The organism is Lysobacter enzymogenes, from assembly GCF_900106525.1.
GTDB lineage: Bacteria > Pseudomonadota > Gammaproteobacteria > Xanthomonadales > Xanthomonadaceae > Lysobacter > Lysobacter enzymogenes.
Map to the genome: position 1 here is coordinate 283,181 of NZ_FNOG01000008.1, position 21,774 is coordinate 304,954.

18 protein-coding genes are annotated in these 21,774 nt (G+C 68.5%); 14 read left to right on the plus strand and 4 right to left on the minus strand.

Translation table 11 applies throughout. The features are described from left to right. The first annotated feature begins 9 nt into the window (after positions 1-9). The 9 genes from gyrB (at position 10) to BLU84_RS20025 (ending at position 8,744) form a co-directional block, all read left to right on the plus strand. Positions 10-2,442: a DNA topoisomerase (ATP-hydrolyzing) subunit B gene (gyrB, locus tag BLU84_RS19985; protein ID WP_074871288.1), complete on the plus strand. Its 2,433-nt coding sequence runs from the start codon at positions 10-12 to the stop codon at positions 2,440-2,442. Between the two features lie 214 nt (positions 2,443-2,656). Then, positions 2,657-3,328 carry a CPBP family intramembrane glutamic endopeptidase gene (locus BLU84_RS19990; protein WP_233431188.1) on the plus strand — a complete coding sequence of 224 codons (672 nt, stop codon included), beginning with the start codon at positions 2,657-2,659 and terminating at the stop codon, positions 3,326-3,328. 101 nt (positions 3,329-3,429) lie between these two features. Next, positions 3,430-4,233: a M48 family metallopeptidase gene (locus tag BLU84_RS19995; RefSeq protein ID WP_074871290.1), complete on the plus strand. Its 804-nt coding sequence runs from the start codon at positions 3,430-3,432 to the stop codon at positions 4,231-4,233. 137 nt (positions 4,234-4,370) lie between these two features. Then, positions 4,371-5,579 carry a tetratricopeptide repeat protein gene (locus BLU84_RS20000; protein ID WP_074871292.1) on the plus strand — a complete coding sequence of 403 codons (1,209 nt, stop codon included), beginning with the start codon at positions 4,371-4,373 and terminating at the stop codon, positions 5,577-5,579. 146 nt (positions 5,580-5,725) lie between these two features. Then, positions 5,726-6,403: an energy transducer TonB gene (locus BLU84_RS20005; RefSeq protein ID WP_074871294.1), complete on the plus strand. Its 678-nt coding sequence runs from the start codon at positions 5,726-5,728 to the stop codon at positions 6,401-6,403. A gap of 84 nt (positions 6,404-6,487) precedes the next feature. After that, entirely contained in the window at positions 6,488-7,237 is a 750-nt protein-coding gene (locus BLU84_RS20010; protein ID WP_057949725.1) for a MotA/TolQ/ExbB proton channel family protein, read from the plus strand. Positions 7,238-7,280: 43 nt separating this feature from the next. Further along, complete coding sequence (locus BLU84_RS20015) at positions 7,281-7,694, plus strand: ExbD/TolR family protein (protein ID WP_074871296.1); 414 nt, start codon at positions 7,281-7,283, stop codon at positions 7,692-7,694. A gap of 15 nt (positions 7,695-7,709) precedes the next feature. Continuing rightward, positions 7,710-8,126, plus strand: a complete 417-nt coding sequence (locus BLU84_RS20020; RefSeq protein WP_074871298.1) for an ExbD/TolR family protein — start codon at positions 7,710-7,712, stop codon at positions 8,124-8,126. A 213-nt stretch (positions 8,127-8,339) separates the two neighbouring features. Next, positions 8,340-8,744 carry an ExbD/TolR family protein gene (locus BLU84_RS20025; RefSeq protein WP_074871300.1) on the plus strand — a complete coding sequence of 135 codons (405 nt, stop codon included), beginning with the start codon at positions 8,340-8,342 and terminating at the stop codon, positions 8,742-8,744. A 2,260-nt stretch (positions 8,745-11,004) separates the two neighbouring features. Here BLU84_RS20025 and BLU84_RS20030 read toward each other — a convergent pair. The 3 genes from BLU84_RS20030 to cls form a co-directional block, all read right to left on the minus strand. After that, positions 11,005-11,760, minus strand: coding sequence for a pyridoxine 5'-phosphate synthase (locus BLU84_RS20030; RefSeq protein ID WP_074871302.1), 756 nt, complete (start codon positions 11,758-11,760; stop codon positions 11,005-11,007). A gap of 110 nt (positions 11,761-11,870) precedes the next feature. After that, complete coding sequence (locus BLU84_RS20035) at positions 11,871-12,134, minus strand: hypothetical protein (protein ID WP_074871305.1); 264 nt, start codon at positions 12,132-12,134, stop codon at positions 11,871-11,873. 536 nt (positions 12,135-12,670) lie between these two features. After that, positions 12,671-14,119, minus strand: a complete 1,449-nt coding sequence (cls, locus tag BLU84_RS20040; protein WP_074871307.1) for a cardiolipin synthase — start codon at positions 14,117-14,119, stop codon at positions 12,671-12,673. A gap of 163 nt (positions 14,120-14,282) precedes the next feature. Here cls and BLU84_RS20045 point away from each other — a divergent pair, with 163 nt between their 5' ends. Both BLU84_RS20045 and BLU84_RS20050 read left to right on the plus strand, forming a co-directional pair. Then, positions 14,283-15,059, plus strand: coding sequence for an SIMPL domain-containing protein (locus BLU84_RS20045; protein WP_074871309.1), 777 nt, complete (start codon positions 14,283-14,285; stop codon positions 15,057-15,059). Between the two features lie 435 nt (positions 15,060-15,494). After that, positions 15,495-16,598, plus strand: coding sequence for a PA0069 family radical SAM protein (locus BLU84_RS20050; protein ID WP_170849211.1), 1,104 nt, complete (start codon positions 15,495-15,497; stop codon positions 16,596-16,598). Between the two features lie 267 nt (positions 16,599-16,865). Here the strand turns inward: BLU84_RS20050 and BLU84_RS20055 are convergent, their stop codons facing one another. Then, entirely contained in the window at positions 16,866-18,449 is a 1,584-nt protein-coding gene (locus BLU84_RS20055; protein WP_074871311.1) for an MFS transporter, read from the minus strand. A gap of 125 nt (positions 18,450-18,574) precedes the next feature. Here BLU84_RS20055 and BLU84_RS20060 point away from each other — a divergent pair, with 125 nt between their 5' ends. The 3 genes from BLU84_RS20060 (at position 18,575) to BLU84_RS20070 (ending at position 21,712) form a co-directional block, all read left to right on the plus strand. After that, positions 18,575-19,477: a LysR family transcriptional regulator gene (locus tag BLU84_RS20060; RefSeq protein WP_074871313.1), complete on the plus strand. Its 903-nt coding sequence runs from the start codon at positions 18,575-18,577 to the stop codon at positions 19,475-19,477. A 268-nt stretch (positions 19,478-19,745) separates the two neighbouring features. Continuing rightward, positions 19,746-20,588: a lysozyme inhibitor LprI family protein gene (locus BLU84_RS20065; protein ID WP_074871317.1), complete on the plus strand. Its 843-nt coding sequence runs from the start codon at positions 19,746-19,748 to the stop codon at positions 20,586-20,588. A gap of 14 nt (positions 20,589-20,602) precedes the next feature. After that, a complete protein-coding gene (locus BLU84_RS20070) occupies positions 20,603-21,712 on the plus strand; it encodes a lysozyme inhibitor LprI family protein (RefSeq protein ID WP_074871319.1) in 1,110 nt (369 codons plus the stop codon). Positions 21,713-21,774 lie beyond the last annotated feature (62 nt).

Sequence of the window (21,774 nt, forward strand, 5' to 3'; positions counted from 1 at the left end):
CCGAAGCGAATGACCGACGAAACCGTTCCGACTCCGCCCTCGACCACGTACGACTCCAGCAAGATCACCGTGCTGCGCGGCCTGGAAGCCGTGCGCAAGCGGCCCGGCATGTACATCGGCGACGTGCACGACGGCACCGGTCTGCATCACATGGTGTTCGAAGTCGTCGACAACGCGATCGACGAAGCGCTCGCCGGCCACGCCGACGATGTCGTCGTCACCTTGCACACCGACGGCTCGGTGTCGGTCTACGACAACGGCCGCGGCATTCCGGTGGACATCCACAAGGAAGAAGGCGTCTCCGCGGCCGAGGTGATCCTCACCGTGCTGCACGCCGGCGGCAAGTTCGACGACAACAGCTACAAAGTCTCCGGCGGTCTGCACGGCGTCGGCGTGTCGGTGGTCAACGCGCTGTCCTCGCACCTGTGGCTGGACATCTGGCGCGACGGCTTCCACTACCAGCAGGAATACGCGCTGGGCGAGCCGGTGTATCCGCTCAAGCAGCTGGAAGCCTCGGACAAGCGCGGCACCACGCTGCGGTTCCTGCCGGCGGCGGAAATCTTCACCGACATCGAGTTCCACTACGACATCCTCGCGCGCCGTTTGCGCGAACTGTCGTTCCTCAACTCGGGCGTCAAGATCACCCTCACCGACGAGCGCGGCGAAGGCCGGCGCGACGTGTTCCAGTACGAAGGCGGCATCCGCTCCTTCGTCGAGCATCTGGCGCAGGTCAAGACGCCGCTGCATCCGCACGTGATTTCGGTGTCGGGCGAGCAGAACGGCATCACCGTGGAAGTGGCGTTGCAGTGGACCGACGCCTACCAGGAAACGATGTTCTGCTTCACCAACAACATTCCGCAGAAAGACGGCGGCACCCACCTGATCGGTTTCCGCGCCGCGCTCACGCGCACGCTGACCAACTACATCGAGCACAGCGGCATCGCCAAGCAGGCGAAAGTCGCGCTGTCGGGCGACGACATGCGCGAAGGCATGATCGCGGTGCTGTCGGTGAAGGTGCCGGACCCGAGCTTCTCCTCGCAGACCAAGGAAAAGCTGGTCAGCTCGGAAGTGCGTCCGGTGGTGGAAAGCACCTTCGGCGCGCGGCTTGAGGAGTTCCTGCAGGAACACCCGAACGAAGCGCGCGCGATCACCGGCAAGATCATCGACGCTGCGCGCGCGCGCGAAGCCGCGCGCAAGGCGCGCGACCTGACCCGCCGCAAGGGCGCGCTCGACATCGCCGGCCTGCCCGGCAAGCTCGCCGACTGCCAGGAAAAAGATCCGGCGCTGAGCGAACTGTTCATCGTCGAGGGCGACTCCGCAGGCGGCTCGGCCAAGCAGGGCCGCAACCGCAAGACCCAGGCGATCCTGCCGCTCAAGGGCAAGATCCTCAACGTCGAGCGCGCGCGTTTCGACCGCATGCTCGGCAGCGCCGAAGTCGGCACGCTGATCACCGCGCTGGGCACCGGCATCGGCAAGGACGAGTACAACCCGGACAAGCTGCGCTACCACCGCATCATCCTGATGACCGACGCCGACGTCGACGGCTCGCACATCCGCACCCTGCTGCTGACGTTCTTCTACCGGCAGATGCCGGAGCTGATCGAGCGCGGCCACATCTACATCGGCTTGCCGCCGCTGTACAAGATCAAGCAGGGCAAGAACGAGATTTATCTCAAGGACGATGCGGCGCTCGACGCGTATCTGGCCGGCAACGCGGTCGAAGGCGCGGGCCTGATCCCGGCCGACGGCGAGCCGCCGATCGAAGGCGCTTCGCTGGAGAAGCTGCTGCTGGCCTACGCCGCGGCCAAGGAAACCATCGCCCGCAGCGCGCACCGTTTCGATCCGAACGTGCTCACCGCGTTGATCGATTTCACCCCGCTCGACAGCGAGCACCTGCTCAACCGGCCGGTGGATTTCGCCGCGCTGGAAAAGCGCCTCAACGAATCCGGCCTGGGCCGTCCGCGCTATGCGCTGTCGCTGCATCCGGCCAACGAATCGCGCCAGGCCGCGCTGCTGGTCAAGCGCACCCACATGGGCCAAGAGCTGACCCAGGTGCTGCCGCTGGCCGCGTTCGAAGGCGGCGAGCTGCGCGCGCTGCGCGAAGCGGCGGCGATGCTGCACGGGCTGGTGCGCGAAGGCGCGCAGATCGTGCGCGGCAACCGCGCCCAGATCGTCTCGAGCTTCGCCCAGGCTCAGGCCTGGCTGATGGAAGAAGCCAAGAAGGGCCGCCAGATCCAGCGCTTCAAGGGCCTGGGCGAGATGAATCCCGAGCAGCTGTGGGACACCACGGTCAATCCGGAAACCCGCCGCCTGCTGCAGGTGCGCATCGAGGACGCGGTCGCTGCCGACCAGATCTTCAGCACGCTGATGGGCGATGTGGTCGAACCGCGGCGCGAGTTCATCGAGGACAACGCGCTCAAGGTGGCCAATCTCGACGTCTGAGCCCACGCCGGACGATCCGCGCGCCGGCGTCGCACCGGCCGCTTCCTCGCTCGCGGGCGCCGCGGCCGCCGCAACCGCGGCCGGCAGCGCGCCCCGCCCCGCCGCCGACGTTGCCACCAATCCGGCGGCTGCTCGCGCTGCCGCATCGCCACCGGCGCCGCTGCTGCCGACGCTGGCCGGTTTCTTCCTCGACCTGTCGCTCTGGCTATGCCTCATGGCCGGCGGCAGCGTGCTCGGCACCGTCGTCTGGGGCTTCCTGCAGGGCCTACAAGGCGCTCCGGCCGCGCACGCCGGCCCGCCGCTGCCGGTTTCGCTCGCCATCGGGCTCGCGGCGACCGCTTTCGCGGCGCTGATCGTCTACTACTTTCGTCGAAATGCGAATTCGGTCGAGCGCAACGCGTCCTGGCGGGCGCTGTTGCAGCCATCGACCTGGATCTGGATGGCAACCGCTGTCATCGCGCTTCTAACGTTCAGCGCCCTGGCCGACAAGCTGAGCCTGAGCCTGGGCATCGATGCGACCCCGACCAACCAGGTCCTCGGCGACCCGCTGCGCGCCCAGCCGTGGTTGTGGATGGGCTTCGCGGTGCTGATCGCGCCGGCCTACGAAGAGCTGCTGTTCCGCCGGGTGCTGTTCGGCCGGCTGTGGGCCGCGGGCCGGCCGTGGCTCGGGCTGGTGTTGAGTTCGATCGCCTTCGCCCTGGTCCACGAACCGCCCGGGCTCGGCGCCGGCCGCGGTTGGGGCGTGCTGGTGCTGTGGAGCGTGTACGCCACCATGGGCGCGATATTCGCCTGGATCTACCGCCGCACCGGCAGCCTGTGGACGCCCTACCTGGCCCACGCCGGCAACAACCTCGTCGCCTGCCTGGCGCTGATGGCCGGGGTCTGAGCCCACAGCCCGCGCCCACTGCGCGCAGCCCGCACCGCTATTGACGATCCGTTAATCCGGCCGGCGCTACAAAGCCGTTATCGCTTTGGGGACAACCGGCAATGAAACGCATCCTGCTTGGGCTCACGATCGCAGCCTTGGCCGCCGCCTGCGCCACCACCACGTCGCCGACCGGGCGCACCCAGCACGTCGGCGGGGTCTCCAAGGCCCAGCTCGACGAAATGGGCGCGCAGGCCTTCGCCGAGGCCAAGAAGAAAGAGCGCATCAGCACCGACCAGCGCCAGAACGCCTACGTGCGCTGCGTGGTGAACTCGATCACGCGCGAACTGCCGCCGGGTTGGCAGGCCAATTGGGAAGTGGCCGTGTTCGTCGATAGTTCCCCCAACGCCTTTGCCCTTCCTGGCGGAAAGGTTGGCGTAAACACGGGGATTTTTACCGTCGCCAAGAACCAGGACCAACTTGCGGCGGTGATTTCGCACGAAATCGGCCACGTAGTTTCGCGTCACCACGACGAGCGCATCACCCGCCAGATGGGCAGCCAGGTCGCGCTCAACGTGCTCGGCAGCCTGGTCGGCGCGCGCTACGGCGACGGCGCTGCCGGCGCCACCAGCCAGCTCGGCGGCGCGGCCCTGCAGACCGCCTTCCTGCTGCCCGGTTCGCGCACTCAGGAGAGCGAGGCGGACGTGGTGGGTCAACGACTTATGGCACAGGCGGGCTACGACCCGAGGCAGGCGGTGGACCTGTGGCAGAACATGATCGCGGCCAGCAGCACGCGCCCGCCGCAGTGGCTGTCGACCCACCCGGACCCGCAGGCCCGCATCCACGAACTGGGCGCCCGGGCCGGTGCGCTGATCCCGGTCTACGAACAAGCGCGGGCGGCCGGCCGTACGCCCAAGTGTGGATGATGGTTGCGTGAAAAAGGCGGCCCGAACCCGTATCGCGCAGCCCCAAGTTTCTGTTAGGTTGGCGGCCCCTTGGCCTTGCGCCGGTCCCGCCGCGAGGCCCCGGTCTGCGGCCGCTGAGCCCTTTGAAAGGTGAGTCCATGAACAAGCAACCCACCCGTCGCAGCACCTTGCTCGCCGCCGCCATCGGTGCGGTGCTGGTGTTCGGTGCCGTGACCCAGGTCAACGCCCAGACCGCCTCCGAGCGCAGCGCCCAGCGCCGCGCCGCGAAGGACAGCAAGCCGGCCAAGCAGGAAAACCAGTACCCGAACGCGACCCGCACCGCGCCGGAAGCCAAGGCCTCGTCCAAGGGCGGCGCCAAGCTGCAGAAGATGATGGACGCGTTCGACAAGGAGAAGTTCCCGGAGGCCCGCGCCCAGGCCGACGCGATCATCGCCGACGCCGGTCTCAATCCGTACGAACGCTCCTTCGCCGCGCAGATCGGCTTCCAGGTCGCTTACGACGCCGACGACAACAAGGCGGCGATCGAGTACCTGAAGAAGGCCATCGAGATCAACGGCCTCGACAACAACGCCCACTTCGACCGCATGTTCGTCCTGGCCCAGCTGCAGCTGCAGGAAGAGCAGTACACCGAGTCGCTGGCGACCATGGACCGCTTCCTCAGCGAGTCCAAGAGCACCAAGCCCGAGCACCTGATCGTCAAGGGCAACGCGCTGTACCGCCTGGAGCGCTACCCGGACGCGGCCAAGATCATCAAGCAGGCCGTCGACGCCTCGCCCGATCCGAAGCAGGAATGGCTGCAGCTGCTGATGGCGTCGTACGTCGAGAACAACCAGGGCGCCGACGCGGCCAAGGTCGCCGAGTCGATCGCCGCCAAGAATCCGAACGACAAGCGCGCGCAGATGAACGTCGCCGCGGTCTACTCGCAGTCGGACATGCTCGACAAGGCCGCCGCGGTGCTGGAAAAGATGCGCGCCGCCGGCCAGTTCACCGAAGACAAGGATTATCGTCAGCTTTACGCCACCTACCTTAATCTCGACAAGAAAGAGAAGGAGGCGATCGGGGTCATCAACGAGGGTCTGCAGAAGGGCATCCTCAAGCCCGACTACCAGGCCTACGTGGCGCTGGCCCAGGCCTACTATTACTCCGATCAGATCGGCCCTGCGGTCGATGCGTACAAGAAGGCGGCTCCGCTCGCGCCGGACGGTGAGACGTACCTCAATCTCGCCCGTGTGCTGTGGCAGGAAGACCGCATTCCCGAGGCCAAGGAAGCCGCCAAGCAGGCGATCGCAAAGGGCGTGAAGAAGCCCGAGGACGCCAACAAGATTCTCGCGCTGAAAGGCAAGTAATTTCAGCGTGTAGGGCCGGCCGCGCTTGTAAACCTGTGACGCGGTTTGGTATATGCTAGGAGGTTCCCGCAACTGGAAACGGTTGCAGGAACCGAACGATGGCCCGAGGCGCCCAGGCGTCCGGTAACACCTCCCGAGCTGACGGCATGACGCAAGACCTCGAACTCCAAGTTAGGAAAGATGACGACCGCGAAGGCTTGAACTGGGCACGTATTGCCGGTATCACCTGCGCGATCGCCGTGCATGCTGCGGCGCTGCTGTTGTTGCTGGCCCCGATGACTCCGCCCGCCCAGCAGCAGGACAAGGAGGAGGTGACGATGGTCAACATCATCAAGCCGCCGCCGCCGCCCCCGCCGCCGCCGCCGCCGCCGCCGGAGCCGCCGAAGGAAATCAAGCAGCCGCCGAAGGAGCTGTCGCCGCCGCGTCCGACTCCGACGCCGCCGCCGCCGGACCAGCCGCCGATCGAGAACGTCGATCCGAGCCCGATCGATCCGCCCGCTCCGCCGCCGGCTCCGCCCGCGCCGCCGCAGGTGGCCAGCGATATCGGCTCGAGCGTGGATCCGTCCTCGCGTCGCCTGAACCCGCCGAAGTACCCGCCGACCGAAGCCCGTCAGGGCGTGGGCGGTACCGTAGTCCTCGTGATCAGCATCGACGGCCAGGGCAACGTGCTGGACGTGCAGGTCGAGAAGTCCAGCCGCAACCGCAACCTGGACCGAGCGGCCATGGATGCCGCGCGCAAGTGGCGCTTCAACCCCGAAATGAAAAACGGTCAACCGGTCGCCAGCCGCGTCCGCGTCCCCGTCGATTTCGTCCCGCCGACCTGATCGGGGTCGGTTGGACACGCTAGTTGTGTCGTTCGTTCCGCGTAAAACATTTCTTCCTTTCCACGACATTCAAAGGTAAGCGTCATGCTGCAGCAAACCACCACCGCCGCCGCCGGAGGCTCCAACGCTGAAGCGCTCCAGCAGATGAGCTTTTCGCATCTGTTGCAGAACTTCGACCTCGTCGGCTGGATCGTGTTCATCACGCTCACGCTGATGTCGGTTCTGTCGGTCTACTGGATCGTCATCAATTTCGTTAAGAACCTGCGCCTGCGCGGTTCCTCGGACCGCGTCGTCAGCACGTTCTGGGAAACCCCGAACGCGCAGGACGCGATCCGCTACATGGAAGAGCAGCCGCGCAGCGAGCCGTTCTCCAAGATCGCCCTGGACGCCGCTCAGGCCGCCGCTCACCACCAGCGCCATGAAGGTTCGCGCCTGGTCGAGTCGCTGAACCGTTCGGAGTTCGTCGATCGCGCCCTGCGTCAGGCCGTGACCCGCGAGAGCTCGCGTCTGGAAGCCGGTCTGACCGTGCTCGCCACCGTCGGTTCGACCGCGCCGTTCGTCGGCCTGCTCGGCACCGTGTGGGGCATCTACCACGCCCTGCTGCGCCTGGGCGCCTCGGGCGAGTCCTCGATCCAGGCCGTCGCCGGCCCGGTGGGCGAAGCGCTGATCATGACCGCGATCGGTCTGTTCGTCGCGATCCCGGCGGTGCTCGCGTACAACTTCTTCGTGCGCCTGAACCGCGTCACGAACAACAAGTTCGACACCTTCGCGCACGACCTGCACGACTTCTTCGCCACCGGCTCGCGCGTCGGCGAAGTGTCGAACAAGCGCTAAGCGCAACACGTCTCCCATTTAGCGTAGCTCCTGGAGTTCGGACATGGCCTTTAGTTCAGGCGACACCGGCGGCCCGATGGCCACAATCAACGTCACGCCCCTCGTGGACGTGATGCTGGTGCTGCTGATCATTTTCATGATCACGGCGCCGTTGATGACGCATAAGGTCGAAATCAAGCTGCCCGAGGCCACGCTGAAGAAGATCGACGAAGCGCCGAAGATCACGCCGATCACCTTGGCGATCCAAGAAGACGGTCACATCTACTGGAACGACGAGCCGATCACCGCCGACCAGCTCGAGAGCCGTCTTTCGGTCGAAGCGCAGAAAACCCCGCAGCCGCCGATCAACGTCCGCGGGGACCGCACGACCAAGTACCGCACGATCAACAACGTGGTGACCATCGCGCAGAAGCAAGGCATGCGTAAGGTCGGCTTCGTCGCGATCAAAGAACGCTAATCGGAGATCGGGAACATGGCTTTCAGCAACAACTCCTCCGATAGCGGCGCGATTTCGGACATCAACGTCACCCCGCTGGTTGACGTGCTCCTGGTGCTGTTGATCATCTTCATGGTCACGGCGCCGACGGTGTCCTATCCGATCGACGTCAATCTTCCGCAGCCGACGCTCAACCCGCCGCCGCAGACCTCCGAGCCGCCGCCGCCGATCGCCTTGCGCATCGACGCCACCGGCCAGGTGTTCTGGAACAACAACCCCACGCCGCTCGCGGCGATCCCGGGGATGATGAACGAAACGGTGCAGCGCGATCCCACCAACCAACCTCTGCTAGAAATCGACACCAACGAAGACGCCGAATACGGCGTGCTCGCCAAGGTGCTGGCTTACGCCAAAAACGCAGACATGAAAAAGATCGGTTTCGTCCAGAAGTAATTTCGTTCGGAACCGACGCTTACCGTCGTGAAACGCCGCCCAACCGGGCGGCGTTTTTTTTGGCTGTCCCGCCGCGGCGTGGGGGCCGGCGGGCATGGACAGTCGCAGCCTGGGGCGCCCCGCGGCGGGCGTCCGGACGCGCCTGCTTGCGCACCCGGGGGCGGCGGGATTAACGTCGAAGCGGGTATCCCGCCCCAAGGATGGAGGTAGCTCATGGCCGTTTCCGCGTATTCCGCTGCTGGCCGTTTCCGCGACGAGACCGTCGCCGAGATCAATGTGACCCCGCTGGTCGACGTGATGCTGGTCCTGCTGATCATCTTCATGGTGACCGCGCCGGCGCTGACCGGGCAGCTCAAGGTCAGCCTGCCCATCACCACCCCGATCGATGTCGTGGACCCGCCGAAAGCCGAGTTGAGCGTGCAGCAGGACGGCAGCTTCGTGCTCGATGGCCGGGCGATGACGCGCGCGCAACTGTCGGCCGCGCTGTCAGCGCTCGCCGCCGAGCATCCCGACCTGGCGTTGAGCGTCGACACCAATGCCGATGCGGACTACCAGGCCTTCGCGCAGGCGTTGGCCACGGCGGACGCGGCCGGGATCCGTAATCTGTCGACGAGGTAAGGCCGCTGCGGGCGTTGCGCCTGCTGCTAAGCTGCGCCGAAAACGGCCGCCGGATGGGCGGCCGTTTTCTTTGGGGGCGAAGGCGTGGGTTGTCCACAGCGTTGCGATGGGCGATGTCGGCTTCGCATGTCGTGGCAGGTCCGGCGCGGCAGCGACGACATGGGCGCGACTGGCGGGACTTGTCCACAGCATCGTCGCTGTGGATCCACGCGAGAAGCGCGGAATGCCCGATCTACCCTTCCGACGCGATCGCGATTTGTCCACAAGCGGAGCTCCGCTGAAGTGGACGAGCGGGATATCCACAGTCGTTCGGAGTGTGGACAGGTCTAGAGTCTGGACCTGCCCCGCTCAATTCGGCTGCGCTGTGCATAAGTGCGGCGTGCTCGCATGGAGGCAGTAGCTGGGCGCTCATGGCCGGAGAACTTTGTTGTCCACAGGCGCGATGTCGTAGCCCGATGCTGCAGCGAACAAACGGCATCGCGCCCAGGTGCGGCACCTGCCTTTGAAATGAAACGGCAAGGCAGCCGGCAACTGCGAGGTGTTGATAAGTCGTCGCGTTCCTGCTGCCGCAAACGCTCACACGCACCGCGCGCGCAAGAACGCATCGATGCGCGTTGTCCACAGAGGGCTACGCCGCCGTCGTTCGCGTCCGGCCTCGGGATACGCCACCGGACGGCCGCAACACAGCGTGTGCCTCGAACAGTTGTCCACACCGATGCCGGCCTCCTAGAAAAAGCGAGAAAAACGCCTGAATTTGGTGGGTTTTGTGATGCCCGCGCGAAGACTTATGACAAGACTTGTCCACAAGGCAGTACAGCGGCCGCAGCCGCGACGGGCCGGCGGATGCGGCACGTCGATGAGCAGTGCATCGCAGGATGTAGCGGACACTTGTCCGAATCTGTCGTGACGGCGATGGCGGCGGTTCTCGCGGCGCCGCGCGGTGGCTGGGGATTGTCCACAGCGTGGACGCGACCGCTGCGCACGCGCGCTGCCTTGTCAGTGGGCGCCGGCTGCGCGGCTGGCCTGGCTCGTTGGTCTATTTGTCCACAGAGGTATTGCATCGCCCCTGGTCGCTCGCTCGCGGGTCGGGCGTTGTCCACAGGTGCAACTACGAACGGGGCTGTGTCTTAGCGACGCTATCTTTCGGGCCGGCGATACCGCGCGGCAATCAGCGGATCTGCCGAAGCGCGCTTTATCCACATGTCGCACAGAGCGGCGATGCCGCTGGCCTAGGCGACCGTACAAGTGGAGATTCGCGCGAGATCGCTTTGTGCAGCTACGCCTTTGCATCGTCAGCCGCGCTTATCCACAAATGCTGGTGGAAGCGTCGGCGCTGCGTGGCTGCTCAATGCTTCTGCATCATGTTCGAAACGGCGCGACACGATGATGCGAGCGAGTTCGTCGTTGTCCACAGGGATGATTCGAGCGCCGTCGAAATCCTATCCGACGTGGGTTGTCCACAAGTGCGTCTTCGGTGTTCGCAGGGTGCGGGTACGACTCGCAACGATGTTGCTGTAGAGACTTGTCCACAAGCGAATCGGTGCGACGCCCGCGCGAGCGAATCTTCTCGTCGCGGGCGCGATCGCCGAATCGAACGTGCGAGCGACGCGCGCAGTTTGTCCACAGATACCGCCTTACGCGCGTATCGCGTCCAAACGCTTGGTGCGCGCTGGTTGGCGAATTCGGCACACGTACTTGTCCACAAGACATTCGCATGGTCGCCACCGCGTTGTTTGCGAATCTGTGTGCAATGCGGTTGTCCACAAGTCGTATCGCGGCACCTGTTTGTCCACAGCACTCGCGGAGCGTGTCGCGGGAGCGTTGCGGCATGTGCGCAGCGCCGATGGCGAGCAATCGTTTATCCACAGAACGTCGGCGATGCTACGGCCGCATGCGTAGTAGTGATGCGTGCGTCGTCGGCGGTGGACATCGCACCGAAGCGAGCTACCGATCACGCGCGACTGGCTTATCCACACGTGTCGAATCGAATCGCCCGTGACGGGCGCGGATACGCGAGAGGCAGCGTTGTCGAAAACCCGCTTGTCCACAGGCGCGCCGAGTCGAATACGTCGACACGCACGATTCCGCGCAGCGGCGAGTCGTCGCGCATACCAGTTGTCCACAAGCACCGCCGCCGTCGAAGCAAACATCGCGGCATCTCATCGGCGCGCACCACCATCGCCAGAGCGGCAGTGGATAACTCAGCGTCCATCGCCCCGCCGACGCGAGGCCTGCATGCTTCGAACGCCGCCGCCTTGCCTCAGCGACTGGCCGCCATCACCGCCAGATAGCCGCGCACCGTCGCATCGAGGCCGTCATACAGCGCCTCGCCGATCAGCGCATGGCCGATCGACACCTCCAGCACGTTCGGCACGGCGCGCAGGAACGCGCCGAGGTTGGCCTGGCTCAGGTCGTGCCCGGCGTTGACGCCGAGACCGACGGCCTGGGCGCGGCGGGCGGCGGCAGCGAATTCGGCCAGCGCGGTGCTGGCGTCGCCGGCGGCGAAGGCCTCGGCGAACGGGCCTGTGTACAACTCGACCCGCTGCGCGCCGAGCTCGGCCGCGCGCTCGATGCCGTCGCGGTCGGCGTCGGCGAACACGCTGACGCGGCAGCCGAGTTCGCGCAGTTCGGCGATGCGCGGCCGCAGCGCGGCGGCGTCGCGTTCGAAGTCGAAGCCGTGGTCGGAGGTGAGCTGGTCGTCGCCATCGGGCACCAGCGTCGCCTGCGCCGGGCGAGCGCGTCGGCACAACTCGAGCAGGCCGGGGTAGCCGGCGCGCGGCGGCGCGAACGGGTTGCCTTCGATGTTGAACTCGACGCCGCGTGCGTGGGCGAGTTCGGCCAGCGCGTAGACGTCGTATTCGCGGATGTGGCGCGCGTCGGGGCGCGGGTGCACGGTGATGCCGTGGGCGCCGGCGTCGAGGCAGGCGCGCGCGGCGCGGACCACATCGGGTTCGGACCCACCGCGCGAATTGCGCAGCACCGCGATCTTGTTGACGTTGACGCTGAGGACGGTCATGGCCAAAGCCTAGCGCGCACTGCGCGTAGCTGCGAGTGCGCAATCTGGCCGCCGTGGTCGCGGCCTGTGGACAAACGACGTGTGGCCGCGGGCGCGATGGCGCGCCGCGCTCAGCGCTGCGGCGGTTCGGACTGGCTGGCGGCGGCGAGCTTGCGCGCTTCGGCCTGCTCGCGCAGGCGGCGCAGTTCGGCCGGGTCGATCATCGACGACACGTCGCGGCTGTGGTTGTCCAGGCGCCGCGCCAGCAGGCCCATGACCCCGGCGATCAGCAGGCCGAGCGCGGCCAGCAGGCCGACGGCCATCAGCGCGGGCGAGGTGGTCTTCAGCGCCAGCCCGAAGGCGGCGAAGGCCAGCAGCAGGTAAACCCAAGGCATTGCGGCGTGCTCCCTGACGAAAACGGCGTATCCCCTGTCCGGGCCGGTCGCGACGGGCCGGCCGGGGGCCTCGGACGGGCCCGGGTCGAGTGTAGCGCGGGCCGGCGCAGGCTACAGCCGGGGCGGTGCGCGGCTGCGACCGCCGGCACATCGGGGCGGAGTGGCGGCTGGGGGAACGGGCTGAATGCGCGGGTGGTTGCGCGGACCGGTTGGAGCGATGCGCGGCGTGGCTGCGAGGTCTGGCTGTGTAGGAGCGGCGCGAGCCGCGACCGCGACTTCCGGCCTGCGGCGCGAGCTTGAAACCCCGCGGTCGCGGCTCGCGCCGCTCCTACAGGGGGCGATCGTGGCTTCGCGGTGATCGGGCACGCTCGCTGCGGCTTGGGCGGATGCGGATGCGAGGTGGCTGCGAGGTCCGACTGTAGGAGCGGCGCGAGCCGCGACCGCGACTTCCGGCCTGCGGCGCGAGCTTGGAACCCCGCGGTCGCGGCTTGCGCCGCTCCTACAGGGGGCGGCCGCGGCAGCGCGGGCGGTGGCGGTTACAGCAGCGGCGAGACCAGCCGCGCCAGGGCTTCGGGCAGGCGCACGCGCCACAGCGAGCGGTTGCGGTCGTTGCGTACGCGCGGGGCGCGCGAGCATTCCTGTTCGATCAGTGCGGCCAAGCGGCCGCCGAGGTCGGCGTTGTAGAACATCACCGAGATCTCGAAGTTGAGCCGGAAGCTGCGGTGGTCGAAGTTGGCCGAGCCGATGATGACGCTCTCGTCGTCGCACAGCAGCGCCTTGGTGTGGAGCATGCGCGGGCCGTATTCGTGGATTTTGACCCCGGCTTCGAGCAGTTCGTCGAAGTAGGAGCGCGCGGCATAGGTGACCAGGCGGCTGTCGCTGAGCTTGGGCACCAGCAGGCGCACGTCCAGGCCGCCGAGCGCGGCCGAGGTCAGGGCCATGCGCGCGGCTTCGCCCGGGACGAAGTACGGCGTCACCAGCCACACCCGGTGGCGGGCGGCGTGGATCGCGCCGACATGGACGCGATGGATCGCTTCCCAGTTCGAATCCGGGCCCGAGCTGACCACTTGCGCGGCGATCGTGCCCGGCTGCGGCGCCAGGTGCAGTTGCTTGAGCGGCGGTTGGCCGGTGGCATAGCACCAGTCCTCGATGAAGACCAGTTCCAGCTCGCGCACCACGTCGCCTTCCAGGCGCAGGTGCAGGTCGCGGTAAGCGTCCTTGCGCGCGCGCTCGTCCTCTTCGTCGGTGATGTTGATGCCGCCGGTGTAGCCGACGCGGCCGTCGATGACCACGATCTTGCGGTGGGTGCGCAGGTTGAGCCACGGCCGGTGCCAGAACCAGCGCAGCTTCATCGGATGGAACCAGGCCGCTTCGCCGCCGGCGTCGATCAACGGCTTCAGGAAGCGCTGCGAAGTGCTGCCCGAACCGACCGCATCGAGCAGCAGCCGCACCTTGACCCCGGCGCGGGCGCGCTCGACCAGCGCATCGCGCAGCGCGGTGCCGATGCCGTCGGGCTGGTAGATGTAGTACTCCAGGTGGATGTGCTCGCGCGCCTGGGCGATGTCGGCCAGCAGCGAGGCGTACTTGGCGCCGCCGTCGATCAGCAGGCGCGCCTCGGTGGCGGTGGTCGGCGGCAGGCCGGTGGTGGCCTGGCCCAGCCGCGACAGCTCGATCGCTTCCGGCGACGGCGTCAGCCCCGGCGGCGGCGCCGGCAGCGCGGCGCGCGCGCGCACCCGACGCAGGCGCTGGCGGTGGATGCGCTGCGGGCCGAAGAAGAAATAGATCAGAAAGCCGATGTAAGGCAGCAGGGCGAGGCTGAAGAGCCAGCTCAGGGTCGCCACCGGTTCGCGCTTCTGCAGCACGATCCAGGTGCTCAGCCAGACCAGATAGATCGCCCAGCCGGCGGTGAGGTAGAAACCGATGTGGGGAATGGCGACGAGGTCCTGCCACAGAGCGGTCAGCGAGTCGGGCACGGGAAGCTCCATCGGAGGGTGGCGCGGCCGTGGCCGGCGCCGGGCTAGGCTAGCCCGTGCGGGGGCGAGCGCAAAGCGCGCGGTCGGTCGTTTCGCATCGATCGCCTCGACCCCGCCGCCGCCCGCCGCGCGTTAGCCCTGCTCGTGCCGTCCCGGCCCGACTGGAGCAAACCTCATGCCGCGTTTCGCCTGCTGGTGGTTGTTGTCCGCGCTGCTCGCCGCCGCGCCCTCCTCCGCCGCGCCGCGCTATCTGGCGCCCGGACCGGAGCCGCGCGCGATCAGCGTGTCCGGTTCGGCCGAGATCAAGGTGCCGCCGGACGAAGTGCTGCTGAGCGTCGGCGTGGAATCGCGCGCGATCGCGCTGGCCGACGCCAAGCGCGCCAACGACGCCGACGTGGCCAAGGCGCTGGCCTTCCTGCGCGCCAGCGGCGTGGCCGACAAGGACGTGCAGACCGATTACGTCAACATCGAGCCGCATTACTCCTACGACACCGATACCGCCACCACGCGCTTGCGCCCGGAGTTCTACGTCGTGCGCAAGAGCATCGGCGTGCGCCTGACCCGGATCGGCGCCTACGAATCGGTGCTGGCCGGGCTGCTGAGCAACGGCGTGCAGCACGTGCACGGGATCGAGTTCCGCACCTCGCAGCTGCGCAAGCACCGCGACGCCGCGCGCGCGCTGGCGATCCGCGCCGCGCGGGAGAAGGCCGACGCCTTGGCCGGCGAACTGGGCGTGCGCCGCGGCGAGGTCCAGACGGTGTCGGAGTCCTACTCCGGCGGCTGGTGGCGCGGCAGCGGCTGGTGGGGCAACACCGGCGGCGGGCAGGCGATGCAGAACGTGGTCCAGCAGGCCGGCGGCGGTGGGGGCGGCGCCGGCGAGGACGGCGCGACCCTGGCGGTGGGGCAGATCAGCGTCAATGCGACGGTGAATGCGAGTTTCGCGATCGAGTAACGGGTGCGGCGGTGGCGGCGATTGGTGCGGTCGCGGGGGCGAGCCGGCGTCGTTGTTGTGGGGTCGCGGTCGCGGCTTGCGCCGCTCCTACAGGGGCTTCGGCTGCGACCGCGGAGCCTCGATCTCGCGCCGCCGCCTCCGGTCTGATCCTGCCCGATCCGGCAAATCGCCTCACAAACAGAACGCCGACCGAGCTTGGGGATAAGTCGTGGGCAGCGCTGTGAACAAACCCGCGCAAACCGACCGCTGGCGCGGGTTTTCCTGAACGGGGACGGCTGGGGATAAGTGCTGTCGATAAGCGCCGGCTCGTTCATCTGCCTGACCGGTTGTCCACAGCCCCGCCGGCCGGGGTTATCCACCGTCCGAGCGCTGCGGCGGCTCGACCCGGCCGCGGCGTCGCATCCGCTGCGACGGCGCCGGCCTACCCTGGGGCGCATGGATTCGGCGCGCAAAACCCAGATCTCCATGCAGCCGGCGGCGATCAAAGGCCGCGGCGCGGCCAGCTTCGTCGACGGCCGCTTCGCCGTGCGCACCGCCCACGGCGAGGACGACGGTTGGGGCTCGGTCTACGAGGACGCCGAACTCGCCGCGCGTCCGGACACGGTGGTGACCGAGGAGACCGCGCGCAGCATCATCAGCCGCAACGACTCGCCCGACATCGCCTTCGGCCAGTCGGTGAACCCCTACCGCGGTTGCGAGCACGGCTGCGTCTACTGCTTCGCCCGGCCCTCGCACGCCTACCTCGAACTGTCGCCGGGCCTGGACTTCGAAACCCGGCTGTTCGCCAAGACCAACGCCGCCGAGCGCCTGCAGAACGAACTCGCCCGCCCGGGCTACCAGTGCGCGCCGATCGCGCTGGGCATCAACACCGATTCCTACCAGCCGATCGAGCGCCGTTTCCGCATCACCCGCGGTGTGATCGAGGTGCTCGACGCCTGCTCGCACCCTTTCAGCCTGATCACCAAGAACGCCTCGATCGTGCGCGATGTCGAGGTGCTGGCGTCGATGGCGCAGCGCGGGTTGGTGTCGGTGTATTTCTCGGTGACCACGCTCGACAACCAGCTCTCGGCGCGGATGGAGCCGCGCGCCTCGGCGCCGCACTCGCGGCTCAAGGCGATGCGCACCTTGGCCGAAGCCGGGGTGCCGGTGGGCGTGATGGTCGCGCCGGTGATTCCGATGATCAACGACGGCGAGATCGAACGCATTCTCGAGGCCGCGCACGAGGCCGGCGCGCGCGCCGCGGGCTATGTGCTGCTGCGGCTGCCGCACGAGCTCAAGCAGGTCTGGCGCGACTGGCTGCAGCTGCACTACCCCGACCGCGCCGCGCACGTGATGAGCCTGGTCCAGCAGATGAGCGGCGGCAAGGATTACGACGCGCGCTTCGGCCACCGCATGCGCGGGCACGGGCCGTTCGCGCAACTGATCGGGCAGCGTTTCCAGAAGGCCTGGAAGCGGCACGGCTTCGGCCGCTTGCCGGCGCTGGATACGAGCCGGTTCGTCGCGCCGCGCAAGCCGACGCCGCAGCTGGAGTTGTTTTGAGGGCGGCGGATAAGTCCGCGGATTCGGCCGTGTCGGTGGCGAGCGGTGTGGTTGTCCACAGATGCGGGCGGCGATGCGGATTCGTTGTCGATACCTGCGGCTTCGGGATGGCGATGTAGACCGGTTTTCGCGGTCGCGGCTCGCGCCGCTCCTACAGTCGCTGCGTCGCGGCCGAAGCCCCTGTAGGAGTGGCGCAGGCCGCGACCGCGCCACCGCAAACACGGCGACACTCTCTTCGCGCGGCGCCAGACGCCCGCACAGCCGCCTTCACCCCGCTGCGTCCTCGCACAACGCTTCGACCGCCAGCGGCGCCTGCCCCGCCACCTCCGCCGCCGGCCCCAGCAACGCATACACCACCCACGCCACCGCCGCCGTCGCCGCGGCCAGCGCATACATCAGCCACGCGAACGCGCTGTCGTAGGCCGCGCGCAAGGCCGCCGGCGCGAACTGCGGCAGCAGCGCCTGCGCGCGCGCCGCGTCGCCGGTGGCCAGTCGCTGCGCGGCCTGGTTCAAGGCCTCGCCCGCGGCCGCGCCGGCGTGGCCGAGCCGCCACTGCAACAGCCCGGCCAGCGCCGCGGCCACCACCGCCAGGGCGATGCCCTCGCCCGACACGCGGCTGGCGCCGAACACGCCGGCGGCCATGCCGGCGCGTTCCTTCGGCACCACGCTGATCGCCAGGCCGTCCATCAGCCCCCACGGAATCGCCGAGCCGGTGCCGATCAACAGCATCGGCGCGATCAGGCCGTAGACCTCGCCGCGCCCGGCGGCCCAGCCCAGCCAGGCCAGGCCGGCCGCGGCCAGCAGCAGGCCGGCCGCGCACAAGGTCGAGGCGGCCACGCGATGGTTGAGCACCGCGGCGAGCATCGGCACCACCAGCATCGGCGCCGACAGCGCGATCATCATCAAGCCGGCGTCGAGCGTGCCCAGGCCGTGGATGCCGATCAGCCGCACCGGCAGCAGCACGATCAGCGCGAGGTAACACAGCCCGGTGCCGATCGGCAGCAACTGCGCGCCGACGAAGCGCGGATAGCGCAGCAGGCTCAGATCCAGCATCGGCCGCGTCGCGCCGGCGTTGGCGAGCGCGGTTTCGATCCGCACGAACCACCACAGCAACAACGCCGAACCGATCAGCGCCGCCAGCACCCACGGGTCGCCCCAGCCGCGCTCGGGCGCTTGCAGCACGCCGATGGTCAGCAGCGCCAGCATCGCGGTCGAACTCAGGCTGCCGCGCCAGTCCAGGCCGCCGGCGTCGGGATCGCGCGACTCGCGCATGCGCGGCACGCCGAACACCGTCGCCAGCACCGCGATGGCCAGACTCGACAGGAACACCGAACGCCAGCCCTGCACCTGCAGCAGCCAGCCGGCCAGGCTCGGCCCGAACGCCAGCCCCAGGCCGAACGCGGTGCCGAGCAGGCTGAAGGCGCGGATCCGCGCCGGGCCGTGGAATTCCTGCGACAGCGCGGCGTTGCCGCCGGCCAGCGCCAGCGCCGCGGCGATGCCTTGCAGCACCCGCAACGCATTGAGCGCGGCCAGACTCGGCGCCAGCGCCAGCAGCAGTGAGACCGCGGCGTAGGCCACGATGCCGATAGTGAACACGCGCTTGCGCCCGTAGGTGTCGGCGAGGGTGCCGGCGGCCATCAGGCAGCTGCCGAAGGCGAGCATGAAGGCGTTGGTCATCCAGTTCAGCGCCACTGGGCTGCCGCCGAGTTCGGCGGCGATGGCCGGGATCGCCACCGGCGGCGCGGTGAAGCTCAGCGGCAGCACCAGCCCGGCCAGGCACACGGCGCCGAGGATCCAGAAACGGTCGTGGCGGCCGGGCGCGGGCCCGGCGGGAGAGGGGGAAGCGGACATGCGGTCGGCCGTGGGGGGACGGTGCGCCAGCTTAGGAGTGCCGCAATCGGCGAAAAACACCGTGCCGGTTCATGCTTTATGGAGCAAATGGCCATAATGGCCGCCTCGCCCCCGAGGATCGCCGCATGGACAAGCTCGGCAGCCTGCTCGCCTTCGTGCGCACCGCCCACGCCCGCAGCTTCGTCGCCGCCGCGCGCCAGCTCGGGGTCTCGTCCTCGGCGGTGGGCAAGAGCGTGGCGCGGCTGGAGCAGCAACTCGGCGTGCGCCTGCTCCAGCGCAACACCCGCAACGTCCAGCTGACCGAGGAAGGCCGCCAGTTCTACGAGCGCTGCAAGCCGCTGCTGGACGAACTGGAAGACGCCGAAGCCGCGCTGACCCAGGCCATGCAGGCGCCGCGCGGGCGCCTGCGCATCAGCCTGCCGACCGTGGGCTACCGCTTCCTGGTGCCGGTGCTGGGCGAGTTCCGCCAGTGTTATCCACAGGTCGAGCTGGAGCTGGACTTCAACGACCAGATCGTCGACGTCATCGACGGCGGTTTCGACGCCGCCATCCGCAGCGGCGACATGCCCGACTCGCGCCTGCGCGCGCGCCGGCTCGGGCCGTTCTGCTTCATGTTGTGCGCCGCGCCCGAGTACCTGGCGCGGCGCGGCGAGCCGCGCGCGCCGGCCGATCTGGCCGGGCACGACTGCATCCACTTCCGCTTCGCCAACAGCGGCAAGCTGCAGGAATGGTCGCTGCGGCTGGAGCCCGGCGAAGTCGCGCCGCACCTGCCGGCGGCATTGGTGTGCAACAACAGCGAAGCGGCGGTGGAGGCGGCGGTGCACGGCCTCGGCATCGTCTACTCAGTCGACTTCCTGGTGCGCGACCACCTCGCCGCCGGACGCCTGCAGCGCGTGCTGCCGGGATTCGAGACCCAGCGCGGCCAGTTCTGGGCGTTGTGGCCGGCGCACCGGCACGTGTCGCCGAAGCTGCGGGTGTTCCTGGATTTCATCGGCGAGCGTTTGTTCCGGCACAAGCCGATCACTTGAGCGCCGCGCCGCATCGATCTGGCCGACTGTGGCCGCAGCGAGGCCGCGCTGGCACCGGCGCGCGGCGTGGCCGACAATGCGGCCAGCGCGCCGCGCTACCGGGCGCGCGGCTGTTTCGTTCGAATCGCCGGCGCCGCGTCGCCGGATCTTCCAGGACGCCGCCGCACGGATGCTCACGCCCCCGCTGTCCCCCGCACGCTTGTCTTCGGCTTCGCGCCGCTGCGCGCGCTCTGCCGTGCGCGTCTCCCCCTTTCCGCAAGGACTCCGCATGTTCCGATCCGTCCCGTTCCGCGCCTGCGCGGCGCTGGCCCTGCTCGCCGTCGCCGCGCTGAGCCAGGCCGCCGGCTTCGATTGCCGCCGCGCGCGCACCCAGGTCGAGAAAACCATCTGCGCCGACGCCGAGCTGTCGCGTCTGGACAGCGAAATGAACGCGCTCTACAAACAGATCCGCGCCGAAACCCGCGGCGTCGACGGCGAGACCGGCTGGCAGGTCGATCCGGTCGCCGCCGAGAACGCGCGCTGGCTGGCCGGCCGCAACGAATGCCGCGACGCGGCCTGCATCCGCAGCGCCTACCAGCAGCGCATCGCGCAGCTGCGCCGCGACTGGGGCGAGGCGCTGACGCCGGCGCAGGCCGCGGCCGCTACGCCGGCCCAGGACAAGCTCGACTACCGTTACGACCGCCACGGCGACTTCAAGGTCTTCATCGCCGACTTGCGCAAGGCGGTGGCCGCCGACGACCGCGTGGCGGTGGCGAAGATGACCGCGCGCCCGTTCGCCGATTTCAGCCACGGCAGCAGCTGCCTGCCCGGCAACGACCCCTGCGACGCGCAGCAGCGCAAGCAATCGGCCAGCGCGCGCGACCAGGCCGAGGTGGTCGCCAAGTACGACCGCATCGTCACCGCGGCGGTGCGCGCCGCGCTCAAGGCCAACCGGGTGCGCGCGTACTCGCGCAAGCTCGATTCGGGCGAGGACGAAAACGGCGAGGTGCAGGCGCCGGGCGCGATCGAGCCCGGCGAGTACTTGCTGGAAAACGACGATATCCACACCCAGCGCGTGTTCAAGCGCGTCGACGGCGTGTACAAGCTGCAGCGCATTCCGTTCTATTCCTGAGCCAGGACGCTTTCATGACGAACTCACTACGCCTCCTCGCCGCCGCGCTGCTGCTTGCTGCGCCCGCGTTCGCGCCGGCCTTCGCCCAGGCCGCGCCTGCGGCCTCTTTCGACGGCACCTGGCAGGCCTGCAAGCGCTACCAAGGCGAACTGTGGTGCCAGGGCCTGCAGCTGGAGCAGCGCGGTACGCAGATCCGCGGCGCGTGGAACTGGCGCGCCAGCAACACCGGCGGCATCAACCTGTTCAAGGGCCGGCTGGTCGGCGCGCGGGTCGAGTTCGATCCGGAAGGCTGCGTGATCGGCGCCGAGCGCTGCGAGCCGCGCACGCCGTCGCAGGCGCCGAACTATCTGCTGCGTTGCGGTGCGGAGCTGCACTGGGTCGGCGCCGACGTCACCAGCTGCCAGGGCAAGATCGACGAGGGCTCGCGCTACCGCCGGGTCGCGCGCGACAAGATCGACGTGGTGGATTTTTCGGCGTATCCGTTCTTCGACGACGGCAAGGCGCACCCTTCGTTCGATTGCGCCAAGGCCAAGACGCCGGTGGAACGCGGCATCTGCGCCGATCCCGTCGCCGCGCGCACCGATTCGGCGATCGCCCACCGCTACGCCGAACTGCTGCAGCGCTTCGCCGGCGAGCCCGCGCAGGGCCTGCGCGAGGACCAGCGCTACTTCATGACCATCCGCGACGCCGCCTATGAGAACGCCGCGCGCGGCGACCGCGCCAAGGTGCTGCGCGAGCAGCTCGACGGGCGGTTCAAGGAGCTCGATCGCATGCGCGAATACCCGAGCAAGGGCTTGGTCGGCGACTGGAACAACTTCGCCGGCGGCCTGGAGATCCGCCGCAACACCAAGGGCGAGTACGCGGTGCGCGGCAACGCCGCCCATCCGCTCGACGGGCGCTGGGTGTGCGACGCCGAAGTGTCCGGCCGCGGCAGCGACGAGCGCGTGGTCGCGCGCGTCGAAGGCGACTACGAAGGCAGTGCGCTGGAGCTGACCCGCATCGGCCTCGCCGTGCGCGTGCGCGAACTCGACGCCAAGGGCGCGCCCAAGCCGATGTCGGAGTTCTGCGGCGTCAACGGCACGCTCGACGGCTGGTATTTCCAGTCGCCGCCGCCGAAGCCTTGAGCGTGGGTCGCTGCGACCGACCAGATTTCAGGTTCGCGTCGTAAGCCGACTTTCGCGGTCGC

Excerpts from the sequence above, each read along its gene's own strand:
- BLU84_RS20015 (WP_074871296.1), top strand. The coding sequence starts at position 7,281 with ATGGCCTTTAGTTCAGGCGACACCGGCGGCCCGATGGCCACAATCAAC.
- BLU84_RS20065 (WP_074871317.1), top strand. The coding sequence starts at position 19,746 with ATGTTCCGATCCGTCCCGTTCCGCGCCTGCGCGGCGCTGGCCCTGCTC.
- cls (WP_074871307.1), bottom strand. The coding sequence starts at position 14,119 with ATGGAGCTTCCCGTGCCCGACTCGCTGACCGCTCTGTGGCAGGACCTC.
- BLU84_RS19995 (WP_074871290.1), top strand. The coding sequence starts at position 3,430 with ATGAAACGCATCCTGCTTGGGCTCACGATCGCAGCCTTGGCCGCCGCC.
- BLU84_RS20000 (WP_074871292.1), top strand. The coding sequence starts at position 4,371 with ATGAACAAGCAACCCACCCGTCGCAGCACCTTGCTCGCCGCCGCCATC.
- BLU84_RS20035 (WP_074871305.1), bottom strand. The coding sequence starts at position 12,134 with ATGCCTTGGGTTTACCTGCTGCTGGCCTTCGCCGCCTTCGGGCTGGCG.
- BLU84_RS20045 (WP_074871309.1), top strand. The coding sequence starts at position 14,283 with ATGCCGCGTTTCGCCTGCTGGTGGTTGTTGTCCGCGCTGCTCGCCGCC.
- BLU84_RS20030 (WP_074871302.1), bottom strand. The coding sequence starts at position 11,760 with ATGACCGTCCTCAGCGTCAACGTCAACAAGATCGCGGTGCTGCGCAAT.
- gyrB (WP_074871288.1), top strand. The coding sequence starts at position 10 with ATGACCGACGAAACCGTTCCGACTCCGCCCTCGACCACGTACGACTCC.
- BLU84_RS20010 (WP_057949725.1), top strand. The coding sequence starts at position 6,488 with ATGCTGCAGCAAACCACCACCGCCGCCGCCGGAGGCTCCAACGCTGAA.
- BLU84_RS20005 (WP_074871294.1), top strand. The coding sequence starts at position 5,726 with ATGACGCAAGACCTCGAACTCCAAGTTAGGAAAGATGACGACCGCGAA.
- BLU84_RS20055 (WP_074871311.1), bottom strand. The coding sequence starts at position 18,449 with ATGTCCGCTTCCCCCTCTCCCGCCGGGCCCGCGCCCGGCCGCCACGAC.
- BLU84_RS19990 (WP_233431188.1), top strand. The coding sequence starts at position 2,657 with ATGGCCGGCGGCAGCGTGCTCGGCACCGTCGTCTGGGGCTTCCTGCAG.
- BLU84_RS20060 (WP_074871313.1), top strand. The coding sequence starts at position 18,575 with ATGGACAAGCTCGGCAGCCTGCTCGCCTTCGTGCGCACCGCCCACGCC.
- BLU84_RS20025 (WP_074871300.1), top strand. The coding sequence starts at position 8,340 with ATGGCCGTTTCCGCGTATTCCGCTGCTGGCCGTTTCCGCGACGAGACC.
- BLU84_RS20020 (WP_074871298.1), top strand. The coding sequence starts at position 7,710 with ATGGCTTTCAGCAACAACTCCTCCGATAGCGGCGCGATTTCGGACATC.
- BLU84_RS20070 (WP_074871319.1), top strand. The coding sequence starts at position 20,603 with ATGACGAACTCACTACGCCTCCTCGCCGCCGCGCTGCTGCTTGCTGCG.
- BLU84_RS20050 (WP_170849211.1), top strand. The coding sequence starts at position 15,495 with ATGGATTCGGCGCGCAAAACCCAGATCTCCATGCAGCCGGCGGCGATC.